26 protein-coding genes are annotated in these 26,239 nt (G+C 66.1%); 11 read left to right on the top strand and 15 right to left on the bottom strand.

The genetic code is table 11. From position 1 onward, the window contains the following. Window positions 1-31 precede the first annotated feature (31 nt). Window positions 32-1,387 carry an oxygen-independent coproporphyrinogen III oxidase gene (gene hemN / locus V8324_RS06830; protein WP_336419181.1) on the bottom strand — a complete coding sequence of 452 codons (1,356 nt, stop codon included), beginning with the start codon at window positions 1,385-1,387 and terminating at the stop codon, window positions 32-34. Window positions 1,388-1,455: 68 nt separating this feature from the next. Between hemN and fnrL the strand changes: the two genes are divergently transcribed. Further along, window positions 1,456-2,202 carry a transcriptional regulator FnrL gene (gene fnrL / locus V8324_RS06825; protein ID WP_336419180.1) on the top strand — a complete coding sequence of 249 codons (747 nt, stop codon included), beginning with the start codon at window positions 1,456-1,458 and terminating at the stop codon, window positions 2,200-2,202. Window positions 2,203-2,285: 83 nt separating this feature from the next. Here fnrL and V8324_RS06820 read toward each other — a convergent pair whose 3' ends face one another. Together V8324_RS06820 and V8324_RS06815 are read right to left on the bottom strand one after the other, a co-directional pair. Continuing rightward, on the bottom strand, window positions 2,286-3,434 hold the full coding sequence (locus V8324_RS06820) for a pilus assembly protein TadG-related protein (protein ID WP_336419179.1): 1,149 nt from the start codon (window positions 3,432-3,434) through the stop codon (window positions 2,286-2,288). 238 nt (window positions 3,435-3,672) lie between these two features. Continuing rightward, on the bottom strand, window positions 3,673-4,512 hold the full coding sequence (locus tag V8324_RS06815; protein WP_336419178.1) for a universal stress protein: 840 nt from the start codon (window positions 4,510-4,512) through the stop codon (window positions 3,673-3,675). A 214-nt stretch (window positions 4,513-4,726) separates the two neighbouring features. Between V8324_RS06815 and ccoN the strand changes: the two genes are divergently transcribed. The 8 genes from ccoN (at window position 4,727) to ccoS (ending at window position 12,717) form a co-directional block, all read left to right on the top strand. Beyond that, on the top strand, window positions 4,727-6,334 hold the full coding sequence (gene ccoN, locus V8324_RS06810) for a cytochrome-c oxidase, cbb3-type subunit I (protein ID WP_336419177.1): 1,608 nt from the start codon (window positions 4,727-4,729) through the stop codon (window positions 6,332-6,334). Between the two features lie 14 nt (window positions 6,335-6,348). After that, the gene (gene ccoO, locus V8324_RS06805) at window positions 6,349-7,074 is read left to right on the top strand and encodes a cytochrome-c oxidase, cbb3-type subunit II (RefSeq protein WP_336419176.1); all 726 of its coding nucleotides are present in this window, start codon (window positions 6,349-6,351) and stop codon (window positions 7,072-7,074) included. 13 nt (window positions 7,075-7,087) lie between these two features. Beyond that, a complete protein-coding gene (locus tag V8324_RS06800; protein ID WP_336419175.1) occupies window positions 7,088-7,288 on the top strand; it encodes a cbb3-type cytochrome c oxidase subunit 3 in 201 nt (66 codons plus the stop codon). Beyond that, the gene (ccoP, locus tag V8324_RS06795) at window positions 7,288-8,223 is read left to right on the top strand and encodes a cytochrome-c oxidase, cbb3-type subunit III (RefSeq protein ID WP_336419174.1); all 936 of its coding nucleotides are present in this window, start codon (window positions 7,288-7,290) and stop codon (window positions 8,221-8,223) included. Before V8324_RS06800 ends, ccoP begins: the two co-directional genes overlap by 1 nt. A gap of 256 nt (window positions 8,224-8,479) precedes the next feature. Further along, a complete protein-coding gene (gene ccoG / locus V8324_RS06790) occupies window positions 8,480-9,913 on the top strand; it encodes a cytochrome c oxidase accessory protein CcoG (protein ID WP_336419173.1) in 1,434 nt (477 codons plus the stop codon). Beyond that, a complete protein-coding gene (locus V8324_RS06785) occupies window positions 9,913-10,368 on the top strand; it encodes a FixH family protein (RefSeq protein ID WP_336419172.1) in 456 nt (151 codons plus the stop codon). The genes ccoG and V8324_RS06785 overlap by 1 nt, the downstream gene beginning before the upstream one ends. A gap of 3 nt (window positions 10,369-10,371) precedes the next feature. After that, entirely contained in the window at window positions 10,372-12,555 is a 2,184-nt protein-coding gene (locus V8324_RS06780) for a heavy metal translocating P-type ATPase (protein ID WP_336419171.1), read from the top strand. A 3-nt stretch (window positions 12,556-12,558) separates the two neighbouring features. Next, the gene (gene ccoS, locus V8324_RS06775) at window positions 12,559-12,717 is read left to right on the top strand and encodes a cbb3-type cytochrome oxidase assembly protein CcoS (RefSeq protein ID WP_336419170.1); all 159 of its coding nucleotides are present in this window, start codon (window positions 12,559-12,561) and stop codon (window positions 12,715-12,717) included. Between the two features lie 61 nt (window positions 12,718-12,778). Here ccoS and V8324_RS06770 read toward each other — a convergent pair whose 3' ends face one another. Both V8324_RS06770 and V8324_RS06765 read right to left on the bottom strand, forming a co-directional pair. Further along, entirely contained in the window at window positions 12,779-14,251 is a 1,473-nt protein-coding gene (locus V8324_RS06770) for a D-alanyl-D-alanine carboxypeptidase family protein (protein WP_336419169.1), read from the bottom strand. Window positions 14,252-14,436: 185 nt separating this feature from the next. Further along, complete coding sequence (locus tag V8324_RS06765) at window positions 14,437-15,204, bottom strand: FadR/GntR family transcriptional regulator (RefSeq protein ID WP_336419168.1); 768 nt, start codon at window positions 15,202-15,204, stop codon at window positions 14,437-14,439. A 139-nt stretch (window positions 15,205-15,343) separates the two neighbouring features. Between V8324_RS06765 and V8324_RS06760 the strand changes: the two genes are divergently transcribed. Beyond that, the gene (locus V8324_RS06760; RefSeq protein WP_336419167.1) at window positions 15,344-15,727 is read left to right on the top strand and encodes a hypothetical protein; all 384 of its coding nucleotides are present in this window, start codon (window positions 15,344-15,346) and stop codon (window positions 15,725-15,727) included. A 12-nt stretch (window positions 15,728-15,739) separates the two neighbouring features. Here V8324_RS06760 and V8324_RS06755 read toward each other — a convergent pair whose 3' ends face one another. After that, window positions 15,740-16,213, bottom strand: a complete 474-nt coding sequence (locus V8324_RS06755) for a GNAT family N-acetyltransferase (RefSeq protein WP_336419166.1) — start codon at window positions 16,211-16,213, stop codon at window positions 15,740-15,742. A gap of 200 nt (window positions 16,214-16,413) precedes the next feature. On the opposite strand from V8324_RS06755, the gene V8324_RS06750 reads away from it, so the two are divergent. Further along, complete coding sequence (locus tag V8324_RS06750) at window positions 16,414-19,869, top strand: chromosome segregation SMC family protein (protein ID WP_336419165.1); 3,456 nt, start codon at window positions 16,414-16,416, stop codon at window positions 19,867-19,869. Between the two features lie 381 nt (window positions 19,870-20,250). On the opposite strand, the gene rpmE is transcribed toward V8324_RS06750, so the two are convergent. From rpmE to ffh, 9 genes are all read right to left on the bottom strand, one after another. Beyond that, window positions 20,251-20,472, bottom strand: a complete 222-nt coding sequence (rpmE, locus tag V8324_RS06745) for a 50S ribosomal protein L31 (RefSeq protein ID WP_336419164.1) — start codon at window positions 20,470-20,472, stop codon at window positions 20,251-20,253. 11 nt (window positions 20,473-20,483) lie between these two features. Next, window positions 20,484-20,867: a 50S ribosomal protein L19 gene (rplS, locus tag V8324_RS06740; RefSeq protein ID WP_336419163.1), complete on the bottom strand. Its 384-nt coding sequence runs from the start codon at window positions 20,865-20,867 to the stop codon at window positions 20,484-20,486. A 261-nt stretch (window positions 20,868-21,128) separates the two neighbouring features. After that, on the bottom strand, window positions 21,129-21,932 hold the full coding sequence (gene trmD / locus V8324_RS06735) for a tRNA (guanosine(37)-N1)-methyltransferase TrmD (protein WP_336419162.1): 804 nt from the start codon (window positions 21,930-21,932) through the stop codon (window positions 21,129-21,131). Next, window positions 21,929-22,438 (bottom strand): ribosome maturation factor RimM, encoded by a 510-nt coding sequence (gene rimM / locus V8324_RS06730; RefSeq protein WP_336419161.1) that lies wholly within the window; start codon window positions 22,436-22,438, stop codon window positions 21,929-21,931. The genes trmD and rimM overlap by 4 nt, the downstream gene beginning before the upstream one ends. A gap of 49 nt (window positions 22,439-22,487) precedes the next feature. Then, window positions 22,488-23,117, bottom strand: coding sequence for a 5,6-dimethylbenzimidazole synthase (gene bluB, locus V8324_RS06725; RefSeq protein WP_336419160.1), 630 nt, complete (start codon window positions 23,115-23,117; stop codon window positions 22,488-22,490). A gap of 18 nt (window positions 23,118-23,135) precedes the next feature. Then, window positions 23,136-23,489, bottom strand: coding sequence for a 30S ribosomal protein S16 (rpsP, locus tag V8324_RS06720; protein WP_336419159.1), 354 nt, complete (start codon window positions 23,487-23,489; stop codon window positions 23,136-23,138). A gap of 66 nt (window positions 23,490-23,555) precedes the next feature. Next, entirely contained in the window at window positions 23,556-23,852 is a 297-nt protein-coding gene (locus tag V8324_RS06715; protein WP_336419158.1) for a chorismate mutase, read from the bottom strand. Between the two features lie 42 nt (window positions 23,853-23,894). Further along, entirely contained in the window at window positions 23,895-24,455 is a 561-nt protein-coding gene (locus tag V8324_RS06710) for a GNAT family N-acetyltransferase (protein WP_336419157.1), read from the bottom strand. A gap of 88 nt (window positions 24,456-24,543) precedes the next feature. Further along, complete coding sequence (gene ffh / locus V8324_RS06705) at window positions 24,544-26,034, bottom strand: signal recognition particle protein (RefSeq protein WP_336419156.1); 1,491 nt, start codon at window positions 26,032-26,034, stop codon at window positions 24,544-24,546. Between the last annotated feature and the right edge of the window lie 205 nt (window positions 26,035-26,239).

Here is a 26,239-nt window from a genome sequence, read left to right as displayed (position 1 = left end):
AAGAAACACGGGATCGACAGCGGCAGTCCGGTCAGATCGCTGAGCTGTGACCCTGTTCGCTCATCTCGTAGGTATCCAGAGCTCGTGCGATCATGCGTGTCAGGGGTCGGGCGGCGCGCGGGATGCTCAGCCCGTCCTCGTCTAGGTTGAGGTGGCCGTCAAAGGCCTGATCCACCTCCGACAGCAGGGCATGAAGCGCCTCGGGCGAGATGTCGAAATCGCGGGTGATCTCGGCGGCATCAATGCGGAAGTCGCACATCAGCGCCTCGATCATCCGCCCGCGCAGCCGGTCGGCGTCCGAGAATACATGCCCCCGCGCGGTGGCGAACCGCCCGTCGCGGATCGCCGCGGTATAGGCGCCGGTCGCGGACGCATTCTGCGCGTAGCCCTGCGGAAACCGCGAAATCGACGAGGCCCCCAGACCGATCAGCACGTCGGCCTGATCGTCGGTATAGCCTTGGAAATTGCGTCTCAAGCGACCGGTCTTCTGCGCGATGCTCAGACCGTCGGCGCGGGTGGCGAAATGATCGATCCCGATCTCGTCGTAGCCGTCCCAAAGAAACAGGCGGCGCGCGGTCTCGAACAGCGCCAGCCGCTCTTGCGGGGTCGGCAGCGCCTCGGACGGGATCATCTGCTGGCGCTTGGCCATCCACGGCACATGCGCATAGCCGTAAAGCGCCACGCGATCCGGATCGAGCGACAGCAATTTCTGCACGCTTTCGGTGATCCGCTCGCCGGTCTGGTAAGGCAGACCGTAGAGGATGTCGGCGTTGAGGCTGGAGACGCCGCGTGCGCGAATCTCGTCGGCGGCCCTGCGGGTGATGTCGTAGCCCTGGATGCGGCCGATGCTTTTCTGGATCTCTTCGTCGAAATCCTGCACACCGATCGAGGCACGCGTCATGCCGGCCGCGGCCAGCGCATCGAGACGCGGTGCGTCGATCTCGTTCGGGTCGATCTCGACCGAGAACTCGGTGTCTTCGGTGAAAGGCGCGATGTCGCGAATGGCACCGGCCAAGTCCTCCATCATGCCGGGTTGCAGAAGCGTGGGCGTACCGCCGCCCCAATGCAGCCGCGACAGGCGCACGCCGCGGGGCAGGGCGCGGCCGAGCATGGCGATCTCAGCCTTCAGCGTGTCGAGATAGGCCAGCACCGGCCGGTCGCTTTGCGTGCCCTGCGTGCGGCAGGCGCAGAACCAGCACAGTCGGCGACAGAACGGGACATGCACGTATAGAGATATATGCGCGCCCTCTGGTACGGATCCGATCCAGGTGCTAAGTTGCGTGGGCTCTGCGGCGCCGTTGAAATGCGGCGCGGTCGGGTAGCTCGTGTAGCGGGGAACCTTGGCGTCGAAGAGACCCAGCTTGCCGAATTGTGTTTGCGTGTTCATGTGTCTACCCTGCGTAACAGGCGGGTGCCGTTCCTTGACCCAGATCAAAAATCGCGAAAGACGTGCCGATGCTGAACGATCCCAAGTTTGAGATGCCGCCCGAATGCAGCGAGTGTCCGATCCGTCATCGCGCGGTCTGCGCGCGCTGCGAGGCGGACGAGCTCGAGAAGCTCGACCAGATCAAGTATTATCGGCGGTTCGAGGCCGGCCAGACGGTGATCTGGTCGGGCGACAGGATGGACTTCGTCGGATCGCTGGTCACAGGTATCGCCACGCTGACCCAGACAATGGAGGATGGACGACGGCAGATGGTCGGGCTGTTGTTGCCCAGCGACTTTGTCGGACGTCCGGGGCGGGCCTGCGCCGCCTATGACGTGGTGGCGACCACCGATATCGTGATGTGCTGCTTTCGCAAGAAGCCGTTCGAGGAGATGATGGTGCGCACGCCGCATATCTCGCAGCGGCTTCTGGAGATGACACTCGACGAACTGGACGCGGCGCGCGAATGGATGCTGGTGCTCGGGCGCAAGACGGCGCGCGAGAAGATCGCGTCGCTGATCGCGATCATCGCACGGCGCGACGCGGCGATCGGCATGCAGGGCCGCCGCGGGCCGCTTACCGTCGATCTGCCGCTGACGCGCGAGGCTATGGCCGATTACCTCGGTCTGACGCTGGAGACGGTCAGCCGCCAGATCTCGGCGCTCAAGCGAGACAACGTGATCTCGCTGGAAGGCAAGCGGCGGGTGACGATCCCGGATTTCAACCGCCTGCTGGAAGAGGCAGGCGACGACAGCGATGGCGGCCTGCCGGCCTGAGACGCCTACCGGGAGAGCGGGGCGGGATCAGGCCGGCGGAGGGGTGCCCGAACCTGCATAATCGTTCATGGGCTGGCCGGATCCTACCGCACGAGGCGGGGGCGATCGCCCGCACCAATCCCGGCCGCGTCGAAATTGATGTCGTCCTTGGCGCATTCGGCGTTTACCGTCACGTTGCCACCGAACCTCCAGGATCCAGCCACGAGACCAAGACATCCCAGACCATGTTTCGAGAAATCCGGCGTTCCGCCCAGATCAACCTCTGAGCCGGGCGCGTAGATCGCAACCCCGGCCAGGGCGCCGCTTTCCTGAGGCTTGATGGAAAGGGTTGCATTGCCCCGCATCGTGAAATCCACGTCAGCCGCAATGATTAGGGTGTTCCCGCTGCCATCCACGTCGGACGCGACGGAGCCGAAGTTCTTCTTCGGCGCGGAGGTCACACATAACACCCCTGGTTCAAGCGTTTCCTCGCCGTTCTTTCCACCTTTGCCGCCACCCTTGGCCAGAAAATCGTCGGGAAACTTGCCGGTCAAGTCGCACACTGCATCATCGGATGCGTTGTACGGCCAGTTGGTGACACCGGCGAACGGATCCGTGAATCCGCTCTGTTGGGTCTCCTCGTCGCATGAATTGGCCTTCTTGAAGCTTGGCGCAGCACATTTGGTGGGAATGGCCGCCGAGCCGTTGACGGCGATTTCGGCATTCGCGCCGATCCCGCAACCGGTGAGGTCATAGGCCCCGGCAGGGCTGCCATCCACGCGTACGCCGGTCGCTGCCGAAGGGTCGAGAGCGACAAGGCAGGCCTTGAAACCGCCGGCCTCGGCCAGCGACACCCGCGACGTGGTGTTGATGGTCAGGCTGTCGATCCGACTTACCAGTCGTGACAGCAGGATCGGCTTGTCCTCGGTGATGACCACGTCGACATGCGTTGCGTTTGCCGGGTCGTCGAAACTGACCGTTACCCCCGTTGACACGCCGTTCAGGGTGGCCACCGATCCTGCCGCGGTATTGGCGGCGGCGACGCGGGTCTGCGGATCGGCGGACACGTTCTTTTTGTACTCCGAGGCCGCGGCATAGGCCGCGATATCGGAAATGCGCTGGTTCTCTGCCCTGGTCAGAAGGGCTGTGCTGTATTCGACCGCCAGGGCGCCGAATCCCAGGATGACCGGAAGAGACAAGGCGACGGTGATCGCGACGCCGCCTTTCGTGTCGGCCATCAGCCGTTGCGACATTCCGGACATCCTCGGGATCCTGCCTATCTTCACTTGCCCGCTCCTTCCAGTCAGAGCAGTCGTCGGGACCTAGCCCCGCCAACCTCACCCATCATGCAGCGCGAAGTTTATTAAGACGGGATTAATGCCTGCGCATGTCCCCAAGAAATCTTCGGCCAATTTCCCTAAAACTCGAGGAATTTCTCACCGACATGAGCGGCGTCTTTCGGGTCGGCCCGTGACTGTCCCGGCGTAGCGATCAATGCGCCATGAAGACCGGCAGGGTCGCATTCTCCAGCATGTAGCGAGTGGCGCCGCCGAAGATCGCCTCGCGAAAGCGCGAATGGCCGTAGGCGCCCATCACCACCATGTCGGCATGCATGTCGCCCGCGTGGCGCATCAGGACGTCCGAGATCCGCGGCAGGGTTTTCGCGAGCACGTCGACCTCGACCTTGACGCCGTGGCGCGAGAGATATTGCGCCACCGCGCCGCCGGGATCCGAGCGTTCGGGTCCGTGACTGGGCGGGTCGATCACCACCACATGCACCACGTCCGCCGCGCGCATCAACGGAAGCGCCGCACGCAGCGCACCGAGTGCCTCGCTGCTTTCGTTCCAGCCCAGCAGGATACGCGACGGGCGTGGCACAGGCCGGCAATCCGCCGGGGCGATCAGCACCGGGGTGCGCCCCTCGAAAAGCGCCGATTCGGTGACCGGCTCGAGCTCTGCGCCGCGCCCCTCGCCATAGGGCTGCGGCAGCACGACCATGTCCGAGAACCGCGCATGTGCGGCGACGTGACGCCCCAGATCGGCGAGCTGGCTGACGCCGGCTTCGGTGTTCCAGCGCAGGTTGCCCTCGCCGAGGATCTTGCGGGCGCGCGTCTCGATCGCCTCGGCCTCGTCCTGGGCGCGGGAGATGGTTTCCTGCAGCACGATGGCGCTTGCGCCGGCGTAGTAGTATCCCGACTGGCTGCGATCCACGCCGAGGCAGAGCACCTCCAGATGCGCATCATGCGCTGCCGCGGTCGCGGTGGCGTGGGTCAACGTTTCCTCGACGAGCGCCTCGTCTGTCAGAACGGTGAAGATGGTCTTGAACGTCATGTCGCGATCCTTCAGCGGAGTTGCCTTGTTGCTTTGAACACGAGCATAAGGGACAGTTGCCCCGTGGTGCTTTGACGCGGATCAACTTCCGGTCGGGTCTTTATTGACACAGATCAAGGATCCGCGATGCTGGAGCCGCCATGGGACACGGGATCACCGCGGTCAGGGGAGCCGGCCGGCGCGGCAGGTGTGACAAGAGACGAAGGAACGCAACATGACGAACTATATCAAGCTGATCGTGCTTGGTGTGATCACGCTCTGCGCGTTGATCGCTGCCAATTACGCGCGCGATCTCGCTTATCTGGTGAATGCGCTGACCGTGGCGCTTGTCGCCGGCGGGCTTTTCCTGTGGGTGCTGCGCAACACCGATGAGCCGGTCGCGCCACAGGGCGACCTGTCGGGCGAATACATGGACGGCGTGGTCCGTGCTGGAGTGGTCGCGACCTGTCTCTGGGCGCTGGTCGGCTTTCTCGCCGGCACGTGGATCGCGTTTCAGCTTGCCTTTCCGCAGCTCAATTTCGAATGGGCGCAGGGATATCTCAATTTCGGCCGCTTGCGGCCCCTTCACACGTCGGCCGTGATCTTTGCCTTCGGCGGCAACGCCCTGATCGCGACGTCGTTCTACGTGGTGCAGCGCACCAGCGCAGCGCGGCTCTGGGGCGGCAATCTCGCGTGGTTCGTGTTCTGGGGCTACCAGCTTTTCATCGTGCTCGCCGCCAGCGGGTATGTGCTGGGCTCGACCCAGTCGCGCGAATATGCCGAGCCGGAATGGTACGCCGACTGGTGGTTGACGGTCGTCTGGGTGTCTTACCTGGCGGTGTTCCTCGGGACCATCGTCAAGCGCCGCGAGCCCCATATCTACGTCGCCAACTGGTTTTACCTGGCCTTCATCATCACCGTGGCGATGTTGCATGTAGTCAACAACCTGAGCGTTCCGGTCTCGGTCTTCGGATCGAAATCCGTCGCGCTTTTCTCGGGCGTGCAGGACGCCATGACGCAATGGTGGTACGGGCACAACGCCGTCGGCTTCTTCCTGACCGCCGGGTTCCTTGGCATGATGTACTATTTCGTGCCCAAGCAGGCGGAACGCCCGGTCTACAGCTACAAGCTGTCGATCATCCACTTCTGGGCGCTGATCTTCCTGTATATCTGGGCCGGTCCGCACCACCTGCATTACACAGCACTTCCCGACTGGGCCACGACTCTCGGCATGGTGTTCTCGATCGTGTTGTGGATGCCGTCCTGGGGCGGGATGATCAACGGGCTGATGACGCTGTCGGGGGCCTGGGACAAGCTGCGCACCGACCCGATCATACGCATGATGGTGATCTCGGTCGGGTTCTACGGCATGGCCACCTTCGAAGGGCCGATGATGTCGATCCGCGCGGTCAATTCGCTGAGCCATTACACCGACTGGACGATCGGGCACGTGCATTCCGGCGCGCTTGGCTGGAACGGCATGATCACCTTCGGCGCGCTCTATTTCCTCGTGCCCAAGCTGTGGAATCGCGAGCGGCTGTATAGCCTGAGCATGGTGAACTGGCATTTCTGGCTGGCGACGATCGGGATCATCCTCTACGCCGCCTCGATGTGGGTGACCGGCATCATGGAGGGCCTGATGTGGCGCGAGGTGGACGCCAACGGCTTTCTGGTGAATTCCTTCGCCGATACCGTCGCGGCCAAGTTCCCGATGTACGTGGTGCGCGGACTGGGCGGGGTGCTTTACCTGTCGGGGGCGATCATCATGGTCTACAACCTCTGGATGACTGTGAAACGTTCGCCGGCCGTTGCGCCCGTGAACAGCGCAGTCCCGGCTGAATAAGGAGGTCCGGATAGATGGCAATTCTGGACAAGCACGCGATCCTCGAGAAGAACATCACCCTTCTTGCGATCTTCGCCTTCCTGGTGGTCAGCATCGGGGGGATCGTGCAGATCGCCCCGCTATTCTGGCTGGAGAACACGATCGAGGATGTCGAGGGGATGCGCCCGTATTCGCCGCTGGAACTGACCGGCCGCGATGTCTACGTGCGCGAGGGCTGCTACGTCTGTCACAGCCAGATGGTTCGCGCGATGCGGGACGAGGTTGAGCGCTACGGGCATTATTCCCTCGCCGCGGAATCGAAATACGACCACCCGTTCCAGTGGGGGTCCAAGCGCACCGGGCCGGATCTGGCGCGCGTTGGCGGGCGCTATTCGGATGACTGGCATGTCGACCACCTGCGCGATCCGCAATCGGTGGTGCCGGAATCGGTGATGCCCAAATACGGGTTTCTTGAAAACCGGATCCTCGACGCCACGTATATCGAAGACAGGCTACGTACCGACGCGTTTGTCGGCGTGCCATATACGGACGAAATGATCGATAACGCGCGCGCCGATTTCCGCGCGCAGGCCGATCCGGATGCCGATCACGACGGTCTTCTTTCGCGCTATCCCAAGGCACAGACCCGCAACTTCGACGGGCAGCCGGGGATTTCGGAGACCGACGCGCTGATCGCCTACCTGCAGATGCTGGGCACGCTGGTCGATTTCTCGACCTTCACCCCGGATCCCAGCCGTTAAGGAAGGCAAGGCAATGGAAACCTATTCGATGCTGCGCCAATTCGCCGATAGCTGGATGTTGCTGGTGCTGTTCCTGTTCTTCATCGGCGTGGTGGCGTGGGTGTTCCGCCCCGGCGCGCGCAAGAAATACGAAGACCCGTCCAACATACCGTTCCGTCATGAAGACAGGCCCGCTCCCGACAAAGACGGCGAGAAGGGCGAGGAGGACCGCTGATGGTATCCGACAAGAACAAATCGCCGGACAACAAGATCAAGCCGGCCGAGCGCCACTACCCGGATCCCAAGAACCGGCGCCGGGGCAAGCCCGCAGAGCCCAAGACCACAGGCCATTCCTGGGACGGGATCGAGGAATACGACAACCCGATGCCACGCTGGTGGCTCTGGATCTTCTACGCGACCATCGTGTGGGGGATCTGGTACGTCATCGCGTATCCGGCCTGGCCTCTGGTGCAGGGCGCGACAGAGGGCTACAAGGACTGGTCGACGCGCTCAAACGTGGCACAGAAAATCGAAGAAGCCGAGGCCGCCAACGCCGAGATCAACGAACGGCTCGTGTCGGCCGATCTGACGGCGATACCCGATAACGCCGATCTGAACGATTACGCCGTTTCGGCGGGCGCCTCGGTGTTCCAGACATGGTGTGCGCAGTGCCACGGCTCGGGCGCGGCGGGCGTGCAGGCGGGTGGCTATCCCAACCTGCTCGACAATCACTGGCTGTGGGGCGGAACCCTTGACGAGATCCGGTACACCATCGCGCATGGCATCCGCAACGAGGACGACCCCGACGCGCGCTATTCGCAGATGCCGGCCTATGACGACATGTTCGAGGACGAGGAAATCGATCAGGTCGTCAACTACGTGATGTCGCTGTCCGGCGAGCCCCGCGATTCCGAGGCCGCTGCGGCGGGCGAGGAACTGTTCATGAACAATTGCGCAGCGTGTCACATGGAAGATGGCAGTGGCAACACGGATCTCGGTGCCCCGGCACTCAACGATCAGATCTGGCTATACGGCGGCGATTACGAAACGATCACGGAGACGGTGAGATACAGCCGCTACGGCGTCATGCCCCCCTGGAACGTGCGTCTGTCCGAGGCCGAGGTGCGCGCGGTGGCCGTCTACGTCCATCAGCTTGGCGGTGGCGAATAATCGCTCCCGCGGGCCGGGATACGCCGTTCGACCGGGGGCAAAGGGCTCTCTGAGAGACCCCGAGCCGCCGGAGAGACGGAATGTCGCAGGGGCTGCGCCGCGCGGGTGCGAAAGCTTAGTTGATAAGCAGGGCCGTGAGGGATGAGCCGATCCGAAATGATAGGTCAAGGATTCATCAATTGATGCAGGTCAAGGCCCGTCGGCAGTGGTCCTGCGAAACCTCGGCCCAATATGTTCAGCATACCGGAGACGTGCCTTGAGCGACACCCAGCCGACCGCGCCCCCTTCCCTTTACGCCGCGCGCGAGCCGATCTTTCCCAAGAAGGTCCGCGGCTCGTTCCGCAACCTCAAATGGGCGATCATGATCGTCACGCTGGGGATCTACTACATCACGCCGTGGATCCGCTGGGACCGCGGTCCGAACCTGCCCGACCAGGCCGTGCTGCTGGATCTCGCGGAACGTCGTTTCTTCTTCTTCTGGATCGAGATCTGGCCGCACGAATTCTACTTCGTCGCCGGTCTGCTGATCATGGCGGGGCTGGGGCTTTTCCTCTTCACCTCCGCGCTCGGCCGGGTCTGGTGCGGCTATGCCTGCCCGCAGACCGTCTGGACGGATCTCTTCATCACCGTCGAGCGCTGGATCGAGGGCGACCGCAATGCCCGCCTGCGCCTCCACCGGCAGGGCTGGAACATGCGCAAGATAAGGCTGCGGCTGGTGAAATGGGCGACATGGCTGCTGATCGCGGTGGCCACGGGTGGCGCCTGGGTGTTCTATTTCGCCGATGCGCCGACACTGCTGGGCGAGCTCTTCACGCTGAACGCGCACCCGATCGCCTATACCACCATCGCCATCCTTACCGCGACGACCTTCTTCTTCGGCGGCTTCGCCCGCGAACAGATCTGCATCTATGCCTGCCCGTGGCCGCGCATCCAGGCGGCGATGATGGACGAGGACACGCTGACCGTCGCCTATCGCGAATGGCGCGGAGAGCCGCGCAAGCACTCCGAAGAGGTGAAGAACGGCGCGCCGCAGGGCGACTGCATCGATTGCATGGCCTGCGTCAATGTCTGCCCCGTTGGCATCGACATACGCGACGGCCAGCAGATGGAATGCATCACCTGCGCGCTCTGCATCGACGCCTGCGACGAGGTGATGGAACGGATCGGCAAGCCGCGGGGCCTGATCGATTACATGGCGCTGACCGACGAGCAGCGCGAGCGCGCGGGCCATCCGCCGAAACCGGTCTGGAAACACGTCTTCCGACCGCGGACGGTGCTCTACACGACGCTGTGGGCGCTGGTCGGCGTCGGCCTTGTCGTGGCGCTGTTCATCCGTTCGGACATGGACATGACGGTGGCCCCGGTACGCAACCCGACCTATGTCACTCTGGCCGATGGATCGGTGCGCAACACCTACGAGGTGCGGCTGCGCAACATGCACGGCGACGAGCGGCGCTTCAACATGTCGGTGAAGGGTGACCCGGCGATCCGACTGCAGATCGAGGGCACGCCCTACAGCTCGATCACCGTGCCCGCCGACGAGATGCAGTTGCAGCGCGTCTACCTGATCGCCCCCGCCGGATCGGAGCCTGCGCAGTCCGACCGCACGGAGGTGCGGCTCTGGATTGAGGACACGCAGAACGGCGAGCGCAGCTACAAGGACACGGTCTTCAACGGAAAGGGCGATTGATGGCAGGACGCGAGATCACCGGCAAGCATGTGCTGATCGGATTCGTGGCGGCTTTCGGCGTGATCATCGGGGTCAACCTGGTGCTGGCTGTGTCGGCGCTGCGCACCTTTCCTGGGCTGGAGGTCAGCAATTCCTATGTCGCGAGCCAGGAATTCGACGACCGCAAGGCGGCGCAAGAGGCGCTTGGCTGGACCGTCAGGGCCGATCATACCGGCGGCCTTCTGATCTTGCGCATCACCGACGAGGCGGGCCGGCCGGTCGCCGTCGCCGACCTCGACGCGACGGTCGGCCGCGCCACGCATGTGCAGGACGATCAGACGCCCGATTTCAGCTTCGACGGCACCGCCTATGTCGCGCCGGTGGCGCTCGCCGGGGGCAACTGGAACGTCCGCATGACGGCGCGCGCAAAGGACGGCACGCTTTTCGAGCAACGCGTCGTGCTGCACAAGGACTAGGCAATGACCGCCCCCATGCGCCCCGCGCCCTCAGCCTGTCCGGCCTGCGCTGCCGCGCCCGCGGCGCAAGCCCAGGCCGTACGCGATCTGCCGCGTGCACAGATCGCCCTGTCGCTGCCGACGATCCATTGCGCGGCCTGCATCTCCAAGATCGAGCGCGGGCTCGACGCCGACCCAAGGGTGATCTCGGCGCGCGTCAACCTGACCTTGAAGCGCGCCAGCATCGAGGCCGCGCCCGAGGTGACGGCCGAAGAGATGCGCGCGCTGGTCGAGGGGCTGGGATACGCGGCGCATGAGCTTGATCCCGGTACGCTGAACGCCACCGCGACCGACCGCGCCGGCCGCGATCTGCTGATGCGCCTCGCGGTGGCGGGCTTTGCCGCGATGAACGTGATGCTGCTGTCGGTGTCTGTCTGGTCGGGGGCCGAGGCCGCGACGCGCGACATGTTCCACTGGATTTCCGCCGCGATCACCCTACCGGCGATCGCATTTTCCGGGATGCCGTTCTTTCGCAACGCTTCTGCGGCGCTGCGGCAGGGGCGGCTCAACATGGATGTGCCGATCACGCTGGCCATCGTGCTGGCGATCGTCACCTCGCTGTGGGAAACGGCGCTTTCGGGCGCGCATGCCTATTTCGACGCGGCGCTGGCGCTGACGTTCTTCCTGCTGGCGGGGCGGTATCTCGATCACCGGACGCGGGCGATCGCGCGCTCGGCCGCAGAGGAGTTGACAGCGCTGGAAGTGCCGCGCGCAACGCGGGTGACCGAGGCGGGCGACGCCAAGGTCAACGTCTCGGACCTCGCCGTGGGCGACGTGATCCGGGTGTCGCCGGGCGGGCGGATGCCCGTCGATGGTGTCATCGTGTCCGGCACGTCAGAGCTTGACCGCTCCTTGCTGACCGGCGAGACGCTTCCGGTCTTCGCCGGGGAAGGGCAGGCGGTCAGCGCGGGCGAGGTCAACCTGACCGGGCCGCTGACAGTGCGCGCCACCGCCGTCGGCGCGGATACATCGTTGCACCGCATGGCCGACCTCGTGGCGATCGCGGAATCGGGGCGCTCGCGCTACACCTCGCTGGCCGACCGCGCGGCGAAGCTTTACGCGCCGGGTGTGCATATCCTTGCCGGGCTCAGTTTCCTGGGCTGGTATCTCTACACGTGGGACATGCGCACCGCGCTCAACATCGCAGCGGCGGTGCTGATCATCACCTGTCCCTGTGCGCTCGGGCTGGCGGTGCCGGCGGTCACCACGGCGGCCTCGGGGCGGCTTTTCCGGCGCGGCATGCTGATCAAGCACGAGACGGCGCTGGAACGGCTTGCGCAGGTCGACACGGTGGTCTTCGACAAGACCGGCACACTGACCGCCGGCACGCCGCGCCTGACCAATCTCGATACGCTCCAGCCCGAGGCGGTGCAGGTGGCACTGGCGCTGGCGCAAGGCTCGTCGCATCCGTTGGCCCGCGCGATCTGCGAGGCCGCGCGCGCGGCCGGCATCGCGCCGGCCGAGATCCACGACGTAACCGAAGTCCCCGGATACGGTACCAAAGGCATCGCGGCGGGGCGCGAGGTGCGGCTGGGACGCGCGGGCTGGACTGGGGCCGGCGGCCTGTCGGAAACTGCGACGTTTCTGAAGATCGGCGAACAGCCGCCCGTCGCCTTCACCTTCGCCGATGCGCTGCGCCCCGGCGCCGAGGACGCCGTCGCGGCGCTCACCCGCCAGGGCAAGCGCGTGATCCTGATGTCTGGCGACACCTCGCCGGCGGTCGCGGCGCTGGCGCGGCATCTGGGGATCTGCGACTGGATCGCCGAGGCGCTGCCCGCCGACAAGGCCGCCCGCATAGAGGCGCTCACGCAGGAGGGCGCCCGCGTGCTGATGGTCGGTGACGGGCTCAACGATACCGCGGCGCTGGCGGCGGCGCATGTGTCGATTTCGCCGGCCTCGGCGCTCGACGCGGCGCGGGTGGCGTCCGATATCGTCTTGCTGGGCAACGATCTGTCGACCATCGGCACGGCCTGCACGACCGCGCAATCCGCCACCCGCCGGATCACCGAGAATTTCCGCATCGCCACCATCTACAACGTGATCGCCGTGCCGCTCGCGGTGGCCGGGTTCGCCACGCCGCTGATCGCGGCCTTGGCCATGTCGCTCAGTTCGGTTACCGTGTCAGTGAACGCACTGCGATTGAGGTAAGCGATGAACATCCTCACCTATCTCATCCCGATTTCGCTGACCTTGGGGGGGCTCGGGCTCGCGGCCTTCATATACTCGGTCAAGTCGAACCAATACGACGACCCCGAAGGCGACGCCCGCCGCATCCTCTCGGATGACTGGGACGACCACCCGAAACCCTGAGTCGTGATGTCAGGGCTCAAGCCTCGAACCGGGCGCTCGGATCGGACCTTCGACGGGCCCGTCAGCCCGGCCCGATCATGAAGCAGCTGATCTGCTTGGCTTGCAACCGGCGGCAGGCCAGATCGGCGCCATCGCGCGTCATGCCCATGAAGTTCGCGTCGAACCCGGTCGGGCGTCTGACCACCTTGCGCAGGCTGTCGTCGAGCGTGGCCATCTCTGTCAGCGCAGTCTGAAGCAGCACCTGGCGTGCCTTGTACTCGGTCGGGTAGCGGCCGATATTGATTCCCCAATGCCGCCCGCCCGAGGTCGAGACACGGCGCACAACCTCCTGTACCGGGTCGGCCTGCACGGCCTGCGTTATGCTGGCCTCCGCGGCTTGATCGCGCACCACCGGTCTTACCTTGGCGAGCTCCGATCCCGCACTGCCCTGCGCCACCTCGACGGGTGTGTTCGGGCCGGCGGCTTCCGCCGTCTCCTGCGCCGCAAGAAGCGCGCGCTTTATCCCGTCGCTGTCGGCCACCAGCACCGGCGCGGTTTCGGATCCGGGGCGCGGCATCGGGCGCAGGCTTCGCGTCACGGCGGCCGCGACGGCGGCGCGGCGCGTGCGCGCCGCCAACGCGGGCCGCTCGGCCCCGGCGGCGATCCGCACCGTGCCGGTGCCGATCTTGCCGAGATAGGCGGGGCGCGCGGGCCGGGCGACGGCGACGCGAGACGGCGCCTTGCGGAACCCAAGGTCGAGCAGTTCCGCGACCTTGGCGTTGCGCGATGCGGTCGACTTGCCGCCGAACACCGTGGCGATGATACGCTCGCCCCCGCGCTGCGCGCTGGCCACGAGGGTAAAGCCCGCGGCGCGGGTGTAGCCGGTCTTGATCCCGTCGGCACCGCGATAGCTGCGCAGCATCCGCCGATTGGTGTGATAAACCGTCCTTACCTGCGTATCCGCAGAGATCCGCGAGAACAGGTTGTAATATTGCGGGTAATCATAAAACAGCTGCCGGCCCAGCAGCGTCATGTCGCGCGCGGTCGACAGATGACCGCTTTGGGTCAGGCCGTGGGCGTTCTTGAAGGTGGTATCCCGCATGCCCATCGATTTCGCGGTGCGGTTCATGCGTTGCGCGAAACGTTCCACCGATCCCTCGATCGCCTCGGCGAGTGCTGTTGCGGCATCGTTGGCAGATTTCACCGCCGCGGCGCGGATGAGATAGCGCAGCGCGATCTTCTGTCCGGACCGCAGGCCAAGCTTGCTTGGCGGCTCTCGGGTGGCGTTGCGCGAGATCGTCACCCTGTCGTCGAGCCCGATCTCGCCGTTCTCGACCGCCTCGAAGACGATATAAAGCGTCATCATCTTGGTCAGCGAGGCCGGATGCAACCGTGTCTCGGCATTGTTGGAATAAAGCACCTTGCCGTTGCGCGCGTCGATCACGTAGCCCGCATAGGGCGCGGCCTCGGCCCGAAGCGGCAACAGGGCGCACAACCCGATCACCGCGATCATGACCAGCCCGATCCGGGCCGGCACACTGTCCCGTTTTTTCATAGATCTGCTCTTTTTCACTGCCTCGCGCCGCCGGTTTTCCGACTGACCTTTTATCTAGTTGTAGCACATAAATGCTTTTGCATAAAGCACTAATCCAAAAGGCATTTCGGTATTTGAAGAAAAGTCAAGCGATACATCTTGCGTGTCCCGGCCAGCCATGCGCCGACACCTACAAGATGTACACGTCAGCGCGACCGCTCATGGTCGAACCGCTGCCGCGCCACCATCTCGTTGCGTTCGGCCTTCTGGTGATCGGCCAGAGAGCGTTCGACATAGCTCAGGTGATCCTCGACCGCGCGCCGGGCCCCCTCCGGGTCGCGCGCCTGCAGCGCCGCGTTGATGGCGCGGTGCTGATCGAGCAGGGCCCCCCGCGTCGTGCGCCGCTTGAACATCACCTGGCGGTTGTAGAACACCCCTTCGCGCAGAAGCTGGAACATCGAGCGCATCATGTGCAGCATGATGACGTTGTGGCTGGCTTCGATGATCGCCATGTGAAATTCGGCGTCGAGGCGCGCCTCGTCCGCGGGATTAGTCTTGCGATGCGCGGCCTCCATCTTTTCCATCAGCTTGCCGATAACCTTCAGATCCGTCTCCGAGGCGTATTGCGCGGCCCGCAGGGCTGCCAGCCCCTCGAGGTCGCGGCGAAAGCTGATATAGTCGAAGACCGCTTCGTCGTGATCGGCGAACAGTCGGATCAGCGCGTCCGAGAATGCGCTGCCAAGGACATCGGCCACGTAAATGCCCGCCCCGGCGCGGGTCGTCAGCAGGCCCTTGTCCTGCAGGTCCGCCACCGCCTCGCGCACCGACGGGCGCGACACCTGGAACTTCTCTGCAAGCTCGCGTTCGGCGGGCAGGCGTTCGCCGGGGCGCAGGATGCCGCGCAGGATCAGCTTCTCGATCTGCCGGGTTACGGCCGCTGGCAAACGTTCCGGGGTCACGGGCTGAAACGGCATCGGCTTATCCCTGAGCTGCATCTCGAAGGATACGGCGAGAGACGGATCCCTACAAGACCGGGATGCGTGGCGCGGGCTTTTCACGCCGGATCTGGACCGGTGAAAAGGTTTCTTAACCCTGCGCGGATCAATATGCGCCATGCGCTGTCTTGCCCTTCTCCTGTGCTCCGCCTTGGCCGCCTGCAACACGCCGGGGCCGCGGTTTCACGGCGTCCCGCCGGTGCGGGTCGAGGTGGGTCAAAGCGTGTTCGACGTGCGCGTCGCGGGTCTCTGGGCCCAGGCCATCCGCTTGACCCCGGAATGGGCGCCGCGCCCGGCGGCGGTGCTGCCACGGGCCGTGGCGGCGATCGAGGCGGTCAGCGGCTGTCGCGCAGCACGACTTGGCGGCGACCAGGCGGTGATGATCGCGCAGCTTGATTGCGGGGCAGGTTCGCCACCGCGCCCGCAGCCGAGCTTCACCTGCGCGGTCGAGGATCTGGGCGAGGGCGAGGAAGATCTGATCTGCCGCCCCTACGGCCCATGATCCGTGGGGGGGTCACAATAGCTTTTCCAGGAAAACCGAGGCCGGGGCCTCGGGATAGGCCCCGAACGGCCCGCACCGGACGAAGCCGTTGCGCGCATAAAGCCTGTGCGCCGCGTCCAGACCTACCCCGGTTTCAAGCTTGAGGGCCGTCAGCCCACGATCCCGGGCCTCGGATTCGAGACGCTGCAAGAGGGCATCCGCCACGCCTCGACCGCGCGCGGCCGAGGCCACGAACATCGACTTCACCTCGCCATAGCCCTCGCGCAGCGCAAGCGCGCCGATGCCGAGGCAGGTCGTTTCGTCGAACGCGGCGAAGAACCGGATATCGGGCGCGCGCAGCGCATCCGGGTCGAGCTGGAAATTTTCCTCCGGCGCATAGAGCGATTGCATCAGAGCGTGGCTTTGCGCAAGTAGCCCGGATGGCCCTGGATGGGTGGGGTCGGCGGGGGTGACCCGATAGGATGCCTCGGCGTGCGATGCGCGCATGGCGATGCCTCTCAAAACAACGATAAAGACGCCAGCTTAGCAGCCCCGTCGCGACAAACAAGCGCCCGTAGCCCCACCATATTTGCAATATCCTGCGGGCGCCTGCGCATTTTGCCCCATATCCTGTGGTTGGCCATTGACAGGCAGGTGCCGCCGCGACCAAACTCACGTTCAACGATTCATTGGCTCCAGGGGCGTGCGTGCAGTTCTCCAAACTCAGGCTGACCGGCTTCAAGAGCTTCGTCGATCCCACCGATCTGATGATCGCCGACGGGTTGACCGGCGTGGTCGGCCCCAATGGCTGCGGCAAGTCGAACCTGCTGGAAGCGCTGCGTTGGGTGATGGGCGAGAACCGCCCCACCGCCATGCGCGGCGACGGGATGGAGGACGTGATCTTCGCCGGCGTCGCCTCGCGCCCGGCGCGCAATTTCGCCGAGGTCGTGCTGCATCTCGACAATTCCGACCGCCTTGCGCCGGCGGCGTTCAACGATGCCGACCACCTCGAGATCGTGCGCCGCGTCACCCGCGATGTGGGCAGCGCGTACAAGGTGAATGCGAAGGATGTACGCGCGCGGGACGTGCAGATGTTGTTCGCCGATGCCTCGACCGGGGCGCATTCGCCGGCGCTGGTGCGGCAGGGGCAGATCTCGGAACTGATCAACGCCAAGCCCAAGGCGCGACGCCGGGTACTCGAAGAGGCGGCGGGCATTTCCGGCCTCTACCAGCGGCGCCACGAGGCCGAGCTGAAGCTGCGCGCCGCCGAAACCAATCTCGCGCGGGTCGACGACGTGGTCGAGCAACTCGCCAGCCAGTTGGCGCAGCTGGCGCGGCAGGCCAAGCAGGCGGCGCGCTACCGCCAGATCGGCGAGGAATTGCGACAGGCCGAAGGGATGCTGTTCTACCGCCGCTGGAAGGAGGCCGATCTTGCCCATGCCGCGGCCGGCGAGGATCTGCGTGCCTGCACCACCGAGGTGGCGCGCAGCGAGGCCGCCGCGCGCAAGGCCGCCGAGCTGCGGGTCAGCGCGGACGAGGCCATTCCCGGCGCGCGCGAGGAAGAGGCGATCGCGGCGGCGATCCTGCAGCGGCTGGTGGTCGAGCGCGACACGCTGGCCGAGCAGGAGAGCACGGCGCGCGACCGGATCGCGACGCTGGAGGGCCGCATCGCGCAGCTGGCCCGCGACATCGACCGCGAGACGGGGCTTAACCGCGATGCGGGCGAGACGATCACCCGGCTCGAGGCCGAGGCGGCGGATCTGGCGGAGGCGGCACAAGGCCATCACGAGCGTCTTTCCGCCGCGCAATCCGAGGCCGAGGAGGCCGCGCAAATCCTGCAGGAGCGCGAGGCGGATCTGGGTCAGATGACCGAGGACATGGCGCGCCTGTCGGCGCGGCACCAATCCGCGCAACGCCTGATCGACGACCATCGCAAGACCGTAGCGCGCAGCGAGGCCGAGGCCGAGCGCGCGCGCAGCACCCAAACGCAGTCGCAGGCGGCGCTGGAAAAGGCCCGGACCGATCACGCCGCCGCCACCGAGGCCGAAGCGCGCGCCGTCGCCGCGGCGCAGGCCGCCGAGACCGCGCTGGAAGCCGCGAGTGCCGCGTTGATCGAGGCGCAGGGCCTTGAGGCCGACGCCCGCGCCGCCCGGTCCGAGACCGAGGGCGAGACCGGCGCACTGCGCGCAGAGGTCAAGGCGCTGACCAGGCTGGTTGCGCGTGACAGCAAAGAGGGCGCACAGGTTCTCGATGCGGTGCAGGTTGCGCCGGGCTACGAGACGGCGTTCGGCGCGGCCCTCGCCGATGATCTGCGCGCGCCCGAGGTCGCCGTGGACGGACCGTCTGGCTGGGCGCTGCTGCCGGACTATTCCGCGCCGCAGCCCTTGCCCGAAGGGGTCACGCCGCTTGCCGCGCATGTCACGGTGCCCGATGTGCTGGCGCGCCGGTTGGGGCAGGTGGGTCTGGTCGATGCCGTCGACGCGCCGCATCTGCACGCGCATCTGAAGCCCGGTCAGCGGCTGGTCAGCCTCGCCGGCGATCTCTGGCGGTGGGACGGTCTGCGCGCCCGCGCCGAGGACGCGCCGAGCGCCGCGGCGCTGCGTCTGCAACAGCTCAACCGGTTGCAAGAGCTTCGGCAGCAACTGGAGCATGCCGAGGCCCGCGCCGAGGCGGCGGCGCGCGCGCATGACGACTTGCGCGCCACACTGGAGCAACGCAGCGCCGAGGATCGCGCGGCCCGAGAGGCGCGGCGCGCTGCCGATACCGCCGTGAACGAGGCCAATCGCGCGCTCAGCCGGGCTGAGGCGGATCGCAACCTCGCGCAGTCGCGGCTGGACCAGCTGGGGCTTTCGGTCAGCCGTCACGAGGACGAGGCGACGGCGGCGCGCGCGGCCCTCGCCGAGGCCGAGACGGCGCTGGCGGGGCTGGGCGATCTGGACGCGATGCGCGGCGCGCTCGACGACATCAAGGTGACCGTCGAGGCGGCGCGCATGACGATGATGACCAGGCGCTCGACTGCCGACGAGCTGCGCCGCGAGGGCGAGCGCCGGGAGCGCCGCGCCGGGGAGATCGCCAAGGAGATCGGCGGCTGGCGCCGCCGGCTGGAGACCGCCGAGACGCGCAGCACGGAACTGATCGCGCGCAAGGACGAGGCCGAGGCGGAACTGGCCGAGGCGCGCGATGTCCCCGACACGCTGGCCGCCAAGCGTGCCGATCTCGGCGCCGAGATCACCCGGGGCGAGGCTCGGCGCGCGGCCGCCGCGGATGCGCTGTCGGCCGCGGAAGGGGCGGCGCGGCAGGCCGCGCTCGACGAACGCGACGCGGAACGCCGCGCCGGTGAGGCACGCGAGGCACGCGCCCGCGCCGAGACCCGCGTCGAGGCCGCGCGCGAGGCCCGCGACCAGGCGGCGGCGCGCATCGACGAGGTGCTCGAGCTGACGCCCGAGGCGCTGTTCGAAAGCCTTGGCGTCGATCCCGACAGTATGCCCGATACCGACAGCATCGAAACGGACGTGGCGCGGCTGAAACGCCAGCGCGAGGCGCTTGGCGCGGTCAACCTGCGCGCCGAGGAAGACGCGCGCGAGGTCGAGGCCGAGCATGGAAGCCTCTGCACCGAAAAGGCCGATCTGGAAGAGGCGATCAAGACGCTGCGCGGCGGCATCGCGGGCCTCAACCGCGAGGGGCGCGCGCGGCTGCTGACCGCCTTCGACCAGGTCAACGCCAATTTCGGGATGCTGTTCCGGCATCTTTTCGGCGGCGGCGAGGCGAAGCTGGCGCTGGTCGAGAGCGACGATCCGCTCGAGGCGGGCCTCGAGATCATGTGCCAGCCGCCGGGCAAGAAGCTGTCGACGCTGAGCCTTCTGTCGGGGGGAGAGCAGACCCTGACCGCGCTGGCGCTGATCTTCGCCGTGTTTCTCGCCAACCCGGCGCCGATCTGCGTGCTCGACGAGGTCGACGCGCCGCTCGACGATGCCAACGTGACGCGGTTCTGCGACATGCTGGACGAGATGTGCCGCCGCACCGACACAAGGTTCCTGATCATCACGCACCACGCCGTCACGATGAGCCGGATGGACCGCCTGTTCGGGGTGACGATGGCCGAGCAGGGCGTCAGCCAGCTTGTCTCGGTCGATCTGCGCAAGGCCGAAGCGATGGTGGCGTAAGATCGCCGCAACGATCCCATTTTTACCTTTTCTTCACCTTGTTGTTAAGTTGAAATGGTCTTGCATGCCATTTCAGCGGAAGGAGGTGATCAGGCTGAGTGATAATGACTTTCGGAAATGGACGATTGTTCTTGCAGCGACGACGCTGCTGGTGACGGTAATCCGGCTTTTGATGGGGCTGTAACGTTCCTGAGAAAGAAAAGACCCTGCGAAGTTACCGCTTCGCAGGGTCACGTTTTCGGTTGTCAGACTGAAAACGACTTTCGGATGGTGAAGATATTGCCAAGTTGTTAGCGAATAGTAAAGCGGGCTTCGCCACCCAATGCAAAACGCCGCCCCGGTCAGGAGCGGCGTTCGCGGTGTCGCACGGGGGGCGGATCTTCAGAAACCGAGGCCGGCATACTTGTTCTTGAACTTCGAGACGCGGCCGCCGGCATCCATCAGGCGAGAGGTGCCGCCGGTCCAGGCCGGGTGCACCGACGGGTCGATGTCGAGCGACAGCGTGTCGCCCTCGGCCCCGTAGGTGGAGCGCATCTGCACGATGGTCCCGTCGGTCATCTTCACGTCGATGACGTGGTAATCGGGGTGGATGTTCTTTTTCATGGTGCCAGTCCTCAGGTCGACTTGAACTTGCGGGGCTTGTAAGTGGTGTCTTCCACGATGCGGGCGGACTTGCCGCGACGCTCGCGCAGGTAGTAGAGCTTGGCGCGGCGGACGCGGCCGCGGCGGATCACCTCGATCTTGTCGATATTGGTCGAATAGAGCGGGAAGATACGCTCCACCCCTTCGCCGAACGAAATCTTGCGGACGGTGAAGGATCCGGCGATGCCGTGGCCGTTCTTGCGGCTGATGCACACGCCCTCGAAGGCCTGCACCCGGCTGCGCGTGCCCTCGGTCACCTTGTAGCCGACGCGGATCGTGTCGCCGGCCTTGAAATCGGGAATTGTCTTCCCGAGCGAGGCGATCTGTTCCGCCTCGAGTTGCGCGATAATATCCATCGCTGGTCTCCTGAACTGATTGCGGTTCGCGCCGCAAATTTCATGTCGCGTCCCAGAGAGCTCTTGGTCTTCTTCCGGGTCCGTCCCCGAAGATAGAGGGGCGCCCGCCAGAGGTTCAGGGTCGTCTTCTCGTTTCGCGTCGTTGCATCCGGCGATCGCGGTGGACCGAAGAAGATCCTGCGACGGGGCCGCCATTGCGTGCACGCCCGGCACGGCGCACCGCCCCGAACGCTGCGCGTATAGGCGAGTTCGGAGCCCGGATCAAGGCGTCTTGCGCGTCGTGGCGAGGTGTTTTTCCAAAAGATCCGGCCGGCGCTCGGCGGTCAGCCTTTCGGACATCTCGCGGCGCCACTCTGCGACCCGCGCGTGATCGCCCGAGGTCAGGACCTCTGGGATGCGCCGGCCCTGCCATTCGGCGGGCCGGGTGTAGTGCGGATGCTCCAGAAGGCCTCTGGAATGGCTTTCGTCCTGCGCGCTTGCGGCATTGCCCAGAACGCCGGGAAGCAGCCGCACGCAGGCGTCGATCACCGCCTGTGCCGCGATATCGCCGCCGGTCATGACGAAATCCCCCAGCGAGACCTCTTCGATGCCGTGATGTTCGATCACCCGCTCGTCGAGGCCCTCGAAGCGGCCGCAGATGAGCGTCACGCCCGGCCCGTCCGCCAGCCGCTGCGCCATCGCCTGATCGAAGCGCTGCCCGCGCGGGCTGAGATAGATCAGCGGCGCGTTGTCCGGCGCCGTTCGCTGCGCCTGCGCGATGGCGCGGTCCATGACATCGGCGCGCAGCACCATGCCCGCACCGCCGCCGGCCGGCGTATCGTCGACATTGCGATGCCGCCCCTCGCCGAACGGGCGCAGGTCGATGGCATCGAGCGTCCACAGCCCGTCCTTCAGCGCGCGGCCCGTCAGGCTTTCGCCCAGGATTCCGGGAAAGGATTGCGGCAGCAACGTGATGACCTGAGCGCGCCATGTGTCGGCGCGTTCGCGGTTGGGCGAGATCAACTCGCGCGGCTGCAGGGTGGCGCGGATGGATTTGGTGCCGTGGGATCTGGCTTTGTCGGTCATGTCAGCCCCTCGGGCGGGTCGGCGATGATCCGGCCCGCAGCGAGATCGACGGTCGGCACGGCCTCGCGCGTGAAGGGCAGCAGCACCGTCTCGGACTGACCGGGCGCGTGCAGTTCCAGCAGGTCCGTCGCCCCATGATTGAGCACCGCGTGCACCCGGCCAAGCGGCGTGCCGCCGGTGTCGAAGACCTCGAGCCCGACAAGATCGGCGTGGTAGAACTCGTCATCGGGCAAGGCGGGCAGGCGATCGCGCGGCACGTAAAGACGCGTGCCGCGCAAGCTGTCGGCCTGTTCCTTTGTCGCGACGCCAGAGAGCCGCGCGGTCAGCGCGCCCGAGGTCTGGCCGGTGAGGGTCACGTCGAAGCGGTGCGCCCGGTCCTCGGACAGAAGCGGCGCGTAGCCGGCGATATCCTCGGGCGTGGCGGTGAAGCTTTTGAGCCGCACCTCGCCCTTGACGCCGAAGGCGCCGGCAAGTGCGCCGACGCAGATCAGGGTGTTGTCGGTCACGCGGGCCTCGCGAGGCGATGCGCGCTTCGCAAGCAGAATGGCATATGCATTAGCGCACCTCGACGGGCAACGAGGCGCGGCGCGTTTCCCATCCGGCTTGTTCAAGCTCGGGGGTGTCGCTGGTCTCTTCGGGCCAGCCCACGCAGAGATAGGCCACCAGCGCCCAGTCGTCGGGAATCTCTAGGGCGCGCGCCAGGTCATCGGGGTCGAGGATCGACACCCAGCCCACGCCGAGGCCGTGCGCGCGGGCGGCCAGCCAGAACTGGGTGACCGCGCCCACCACGGAATAGCGCCGCATCTCGGGCATGGTCTGCGCGCCGAGGCCCGCGCCCTTGTCGGTACTCTCGTCGCAGAAGACCGCCAGTTGCACCGGTGCGTCCTGCATGCCTGAAAGCTTCAGGCTGCTGTAAAGCCGCGCGGTGTCGCCGGAATAGCCGGCCAGCGCGCGCGCATTGGCGGCGCGGTAATTGTCGAGGGCGGCGGCGCGCGCCGTGGCCGAGCGCAGTTCGACCACGCGCCACGGCTCGCTCAGCCCCACCGAGGGGGCCAGCATGAAAGTGTCGAGGCAATCGCGCAACAGCGTCGCGTCCACGGGATCGGTGCGGAAGCGGCGCACGTCGCGCCGCCACCGCATGAGATCGCGCAGATCGGCCTGGAAGCCTTCGGAAAACATCGACATTCCCGGTGCTCCGCCCGGTTACTCGGCCGGGGCCTCGGCGGCGCGGGCGGCACGTTTCTCGGTGCGTTCCTGCGCCTTCTTGCCGGGAACCGCCTTTTTCATGTTGGCGCGCTCTTTCTTGGGCAGCACCTCGGCGGCCTCCAGCATGCGGCTGATCCGGTCGGTCGGCTGCGCGCCCTGATCGAGCCAGTGCTTGATGCGCTCGACATTCATCTTGACGCGCTCTTCGCTGTCCTTGGGCAGAAGCGGGTTGTAGATGCCCAGCTTTTCAAGGAAGCGGCCGTCGCGCGGCATCCGGCTGTCGGCCGCGACGATGCGGTAGAACGGGCGTTTCTTGGAGCCTGCACGGGCGAGGCGGATCTTCATGGCCATTGGGTATCTCCTTTGATGGCGTGAGGGATCGGGTTTGGATCGGGCGCCGGGCCGGGGCCGTGCGTCCTACGACTGGTGCCGCTGGTGATGATGGATCACCTCGGCGATGATGAAATTCAGGAACTTGCGGGCGAACTCGGGGTCGAGATCCGCCGCTTGCGCAAGCTCTTCGAGACGTTCGATCTGCGCGGCCTCGCGCGCCGGATCGGACGGCGGCAGGTCGTGCTCGGCCTTCAGCCGGCCCACGGCCTGGGTATGCTTGAACCGCTCGGCCAGCGTGAAGACGAGGATCGCGTCCAGCCGGTCGATGCTCTGGCGATGCTCGCCCAGAAGGGTGGCGGCGCGGGTGGCGGGGTCAGTCAACTTGCATCCCCCCGGGTTGGGCGGTCGGATCGCGGTGATGTCTCATGCGTAGGCCTCGACGGAGCCGTCGTCATCCGGGCCGTGGCCTTCGGGGCCGGGGTGGCGGTAGAGGTAATCGCGGCCCATCGAGATGTTGTCGTATTCGCGTTCGAACCAGCAGCCCAGACGTTCGGCAAGCGCGATCGAGCGGGTGTTGCCGGGGACGATGTTCGAGGTGAGCGTGCGCATCCCGAGATCCTCGTAGGCGTAGCGGCGCGCACGCAGCGCGGCCTCGTGGGCGATGCCGCGCCCCTCGAACCCGTCGAAGACCACCCAGCCCAGTTCCGGCTCGGGCCAGCCTTCGGGGTTCCAGATGCCGGTGATGCCGGCGGGCCGGCCGGTGTCGCGGTCCTGAATCGTGAAATAGCCGTAGCCGTGGATGTGCCAGTGCCCGACATTGAGCGCGAACCAGCGCCACGCGTCGCCGCGATGCGCCGCCGCTCCGAAGCCCGCCGCGCGGTCCTGGTCCAGAAGAAAGGCGATCATCGGTTCGATGTCGCGGGGTTCCGGCCCGCGCAGGGTCACGCTTCGGGATTCGAGGAGAGGGGCGTTGGTCAGCGGCATCACGACACCCCCGGCCGGGCGGCCCGTGGCGCGGTCGCGGTCGCGGACGAGTATTTAGTGAAAGATGAAGCCGGGGCACAGATCATGGTCATTTCTTCTTGCCGAATCCCGACAGGCCCGGGGGCAGCGACGAACCGCCACCCATGCCGCCCGGCATCCGGCCGCCCATGGCCTTGGCCGCCTCTTCCATCGCGCGGGGGTCGTTCATGTCGGGCATGCCGGCGCCGCCCTTGCCCATCATGCCGCCGAGCGCCTGCTTGAGCGAGTTGCGCCCGCCCTTCTTGCCGAGCTTCTTCATCATGTCGGCCATCTGGCGGTGCATCTTCAGCAGCTTGTTGAGATCCGACACCTCCTGGCCCGCGCCCCGCGCGATGCGTTTCTTGCGGTTGGCCTGCAGCAGGGCGGGGTTGGCGCGTTCCTTTTTCGTCATCGACTGTATCAGGGCGATCTGGCGTTTGATCGCGGTGTCGTCGAAGCCCGCATCCTGCACCTGCCTGGCCATCTTGCCCATGCCGGGCATCATCCCCATCAGGCCTTCCATGCCGCCCATCTTCTGCATCTGTTCGAGCTGGCTGCGCAGGTCGTTCATGTTGAACTGGCCCTTCTGCATGCGGCGCATCATGCGTTCGGCCTGCTCTGCCTCGAGGGTTTCCTGGGCCTTTTCCACCAGCGCCACGATATCGCCCATCCCGAGGATGCGGCCCGCGATGCGCTCCGGCTCGAAGATCTCGAGCGCGTCGAGCTTTTCGCCCAGGCCCACGAAGCGGATCGGCTTGCCGGTGATCGCGCGCATCGACAGCGCCGCCCCGCCGCGCCCGTCGCCGTCCATCCGGGTGAGCACCACGCCGGAGACGCCGATCTTGTCGTCGAATTCGGTGGCGACGTTCACGGCGTCCTGCCCCGTCAGCCCGTCGACCACCAGCAGCGTCTCGCGCGGGTTGGCCACGTCGCGCACCGCCACGGCCTGCGCGATCAGTTCGGAATCGATATGCAGCCGGCCCGCGGTATCGAGCATGTAGACATCGTAGCCGCCAAGGCTGGCCTGAGTTTTCGCGCGTTTGGCGATGGCGACGGGATCCTCGCCCTTCACGATCGGCAGGGTGTCGACCCCGATCTGCCGACCGAGAATGGCGAGCTGGTCCATCGCCGCGGGGCGGTTGGTGTCGAGAGACGCCATCAGCACCTTCTTGCCGTCGCGGTCGCGCAGGCGCTTGGCGAGCTTGGCGGTGGTGGTGGTCTTGCCCGAGCCCTGCAGGCCGACCATCAGGATCGGCGCGGGCGGGTTGTCGATTTTCAGCGCGTCCGGGTCGTCCGGCCCGCGCAGCGTGTCGATCAGCGCGTCATGCACGATCTTGACGACCTGCTGGCCCGGTGTGACCGAGCGGGTGACCGCCTGTCCGGTGGCCTCTTTCTCGACGCGCTTGATGAAATCGCGGGCCACCGGCAGCGACACGTCGGCCTCGAGCAGCGCGACGCGCACCTCGCGCAGGGCGGTCCTGACATCGTCCTCGGAAAGCGCGCCCTGCCTGGTCAGCCGGTCGAGGACACCCGAGAGGCGTTCGGACAGATTTTCAAACATCACTCTGGCTCCTGTCGCCGGTGGTTGTCTGCCGCCCGATATGGGGGCGACGGTTCAAACGATAAATGCCCCCGTGGGCGCAACGCGCTGACGGGGGGCGATCCCGGACCGCGCCCGGGACCGGACGCGGGTCGCCTCCGGGATGAACAACCGTGTACGCCGGCGCCGGAATGGTGTCAAGCGAGCCGTGACCGCGGCGTGACCG

The organism is Roseovarius sp. D22-M7, from assembly GCF_037083785.1.
Classification (GTDB): Bacteria; Pseudomonadota; Alphaproteobacteria; order Rhodobacterales; family Rhodobacteraceae; genus Roseovarius.
The sequence above is the reverse complement of the archived record's forward strand: the minus strand, read 5'-3'. Positions and strand labels throughout refer to the sequence as shown.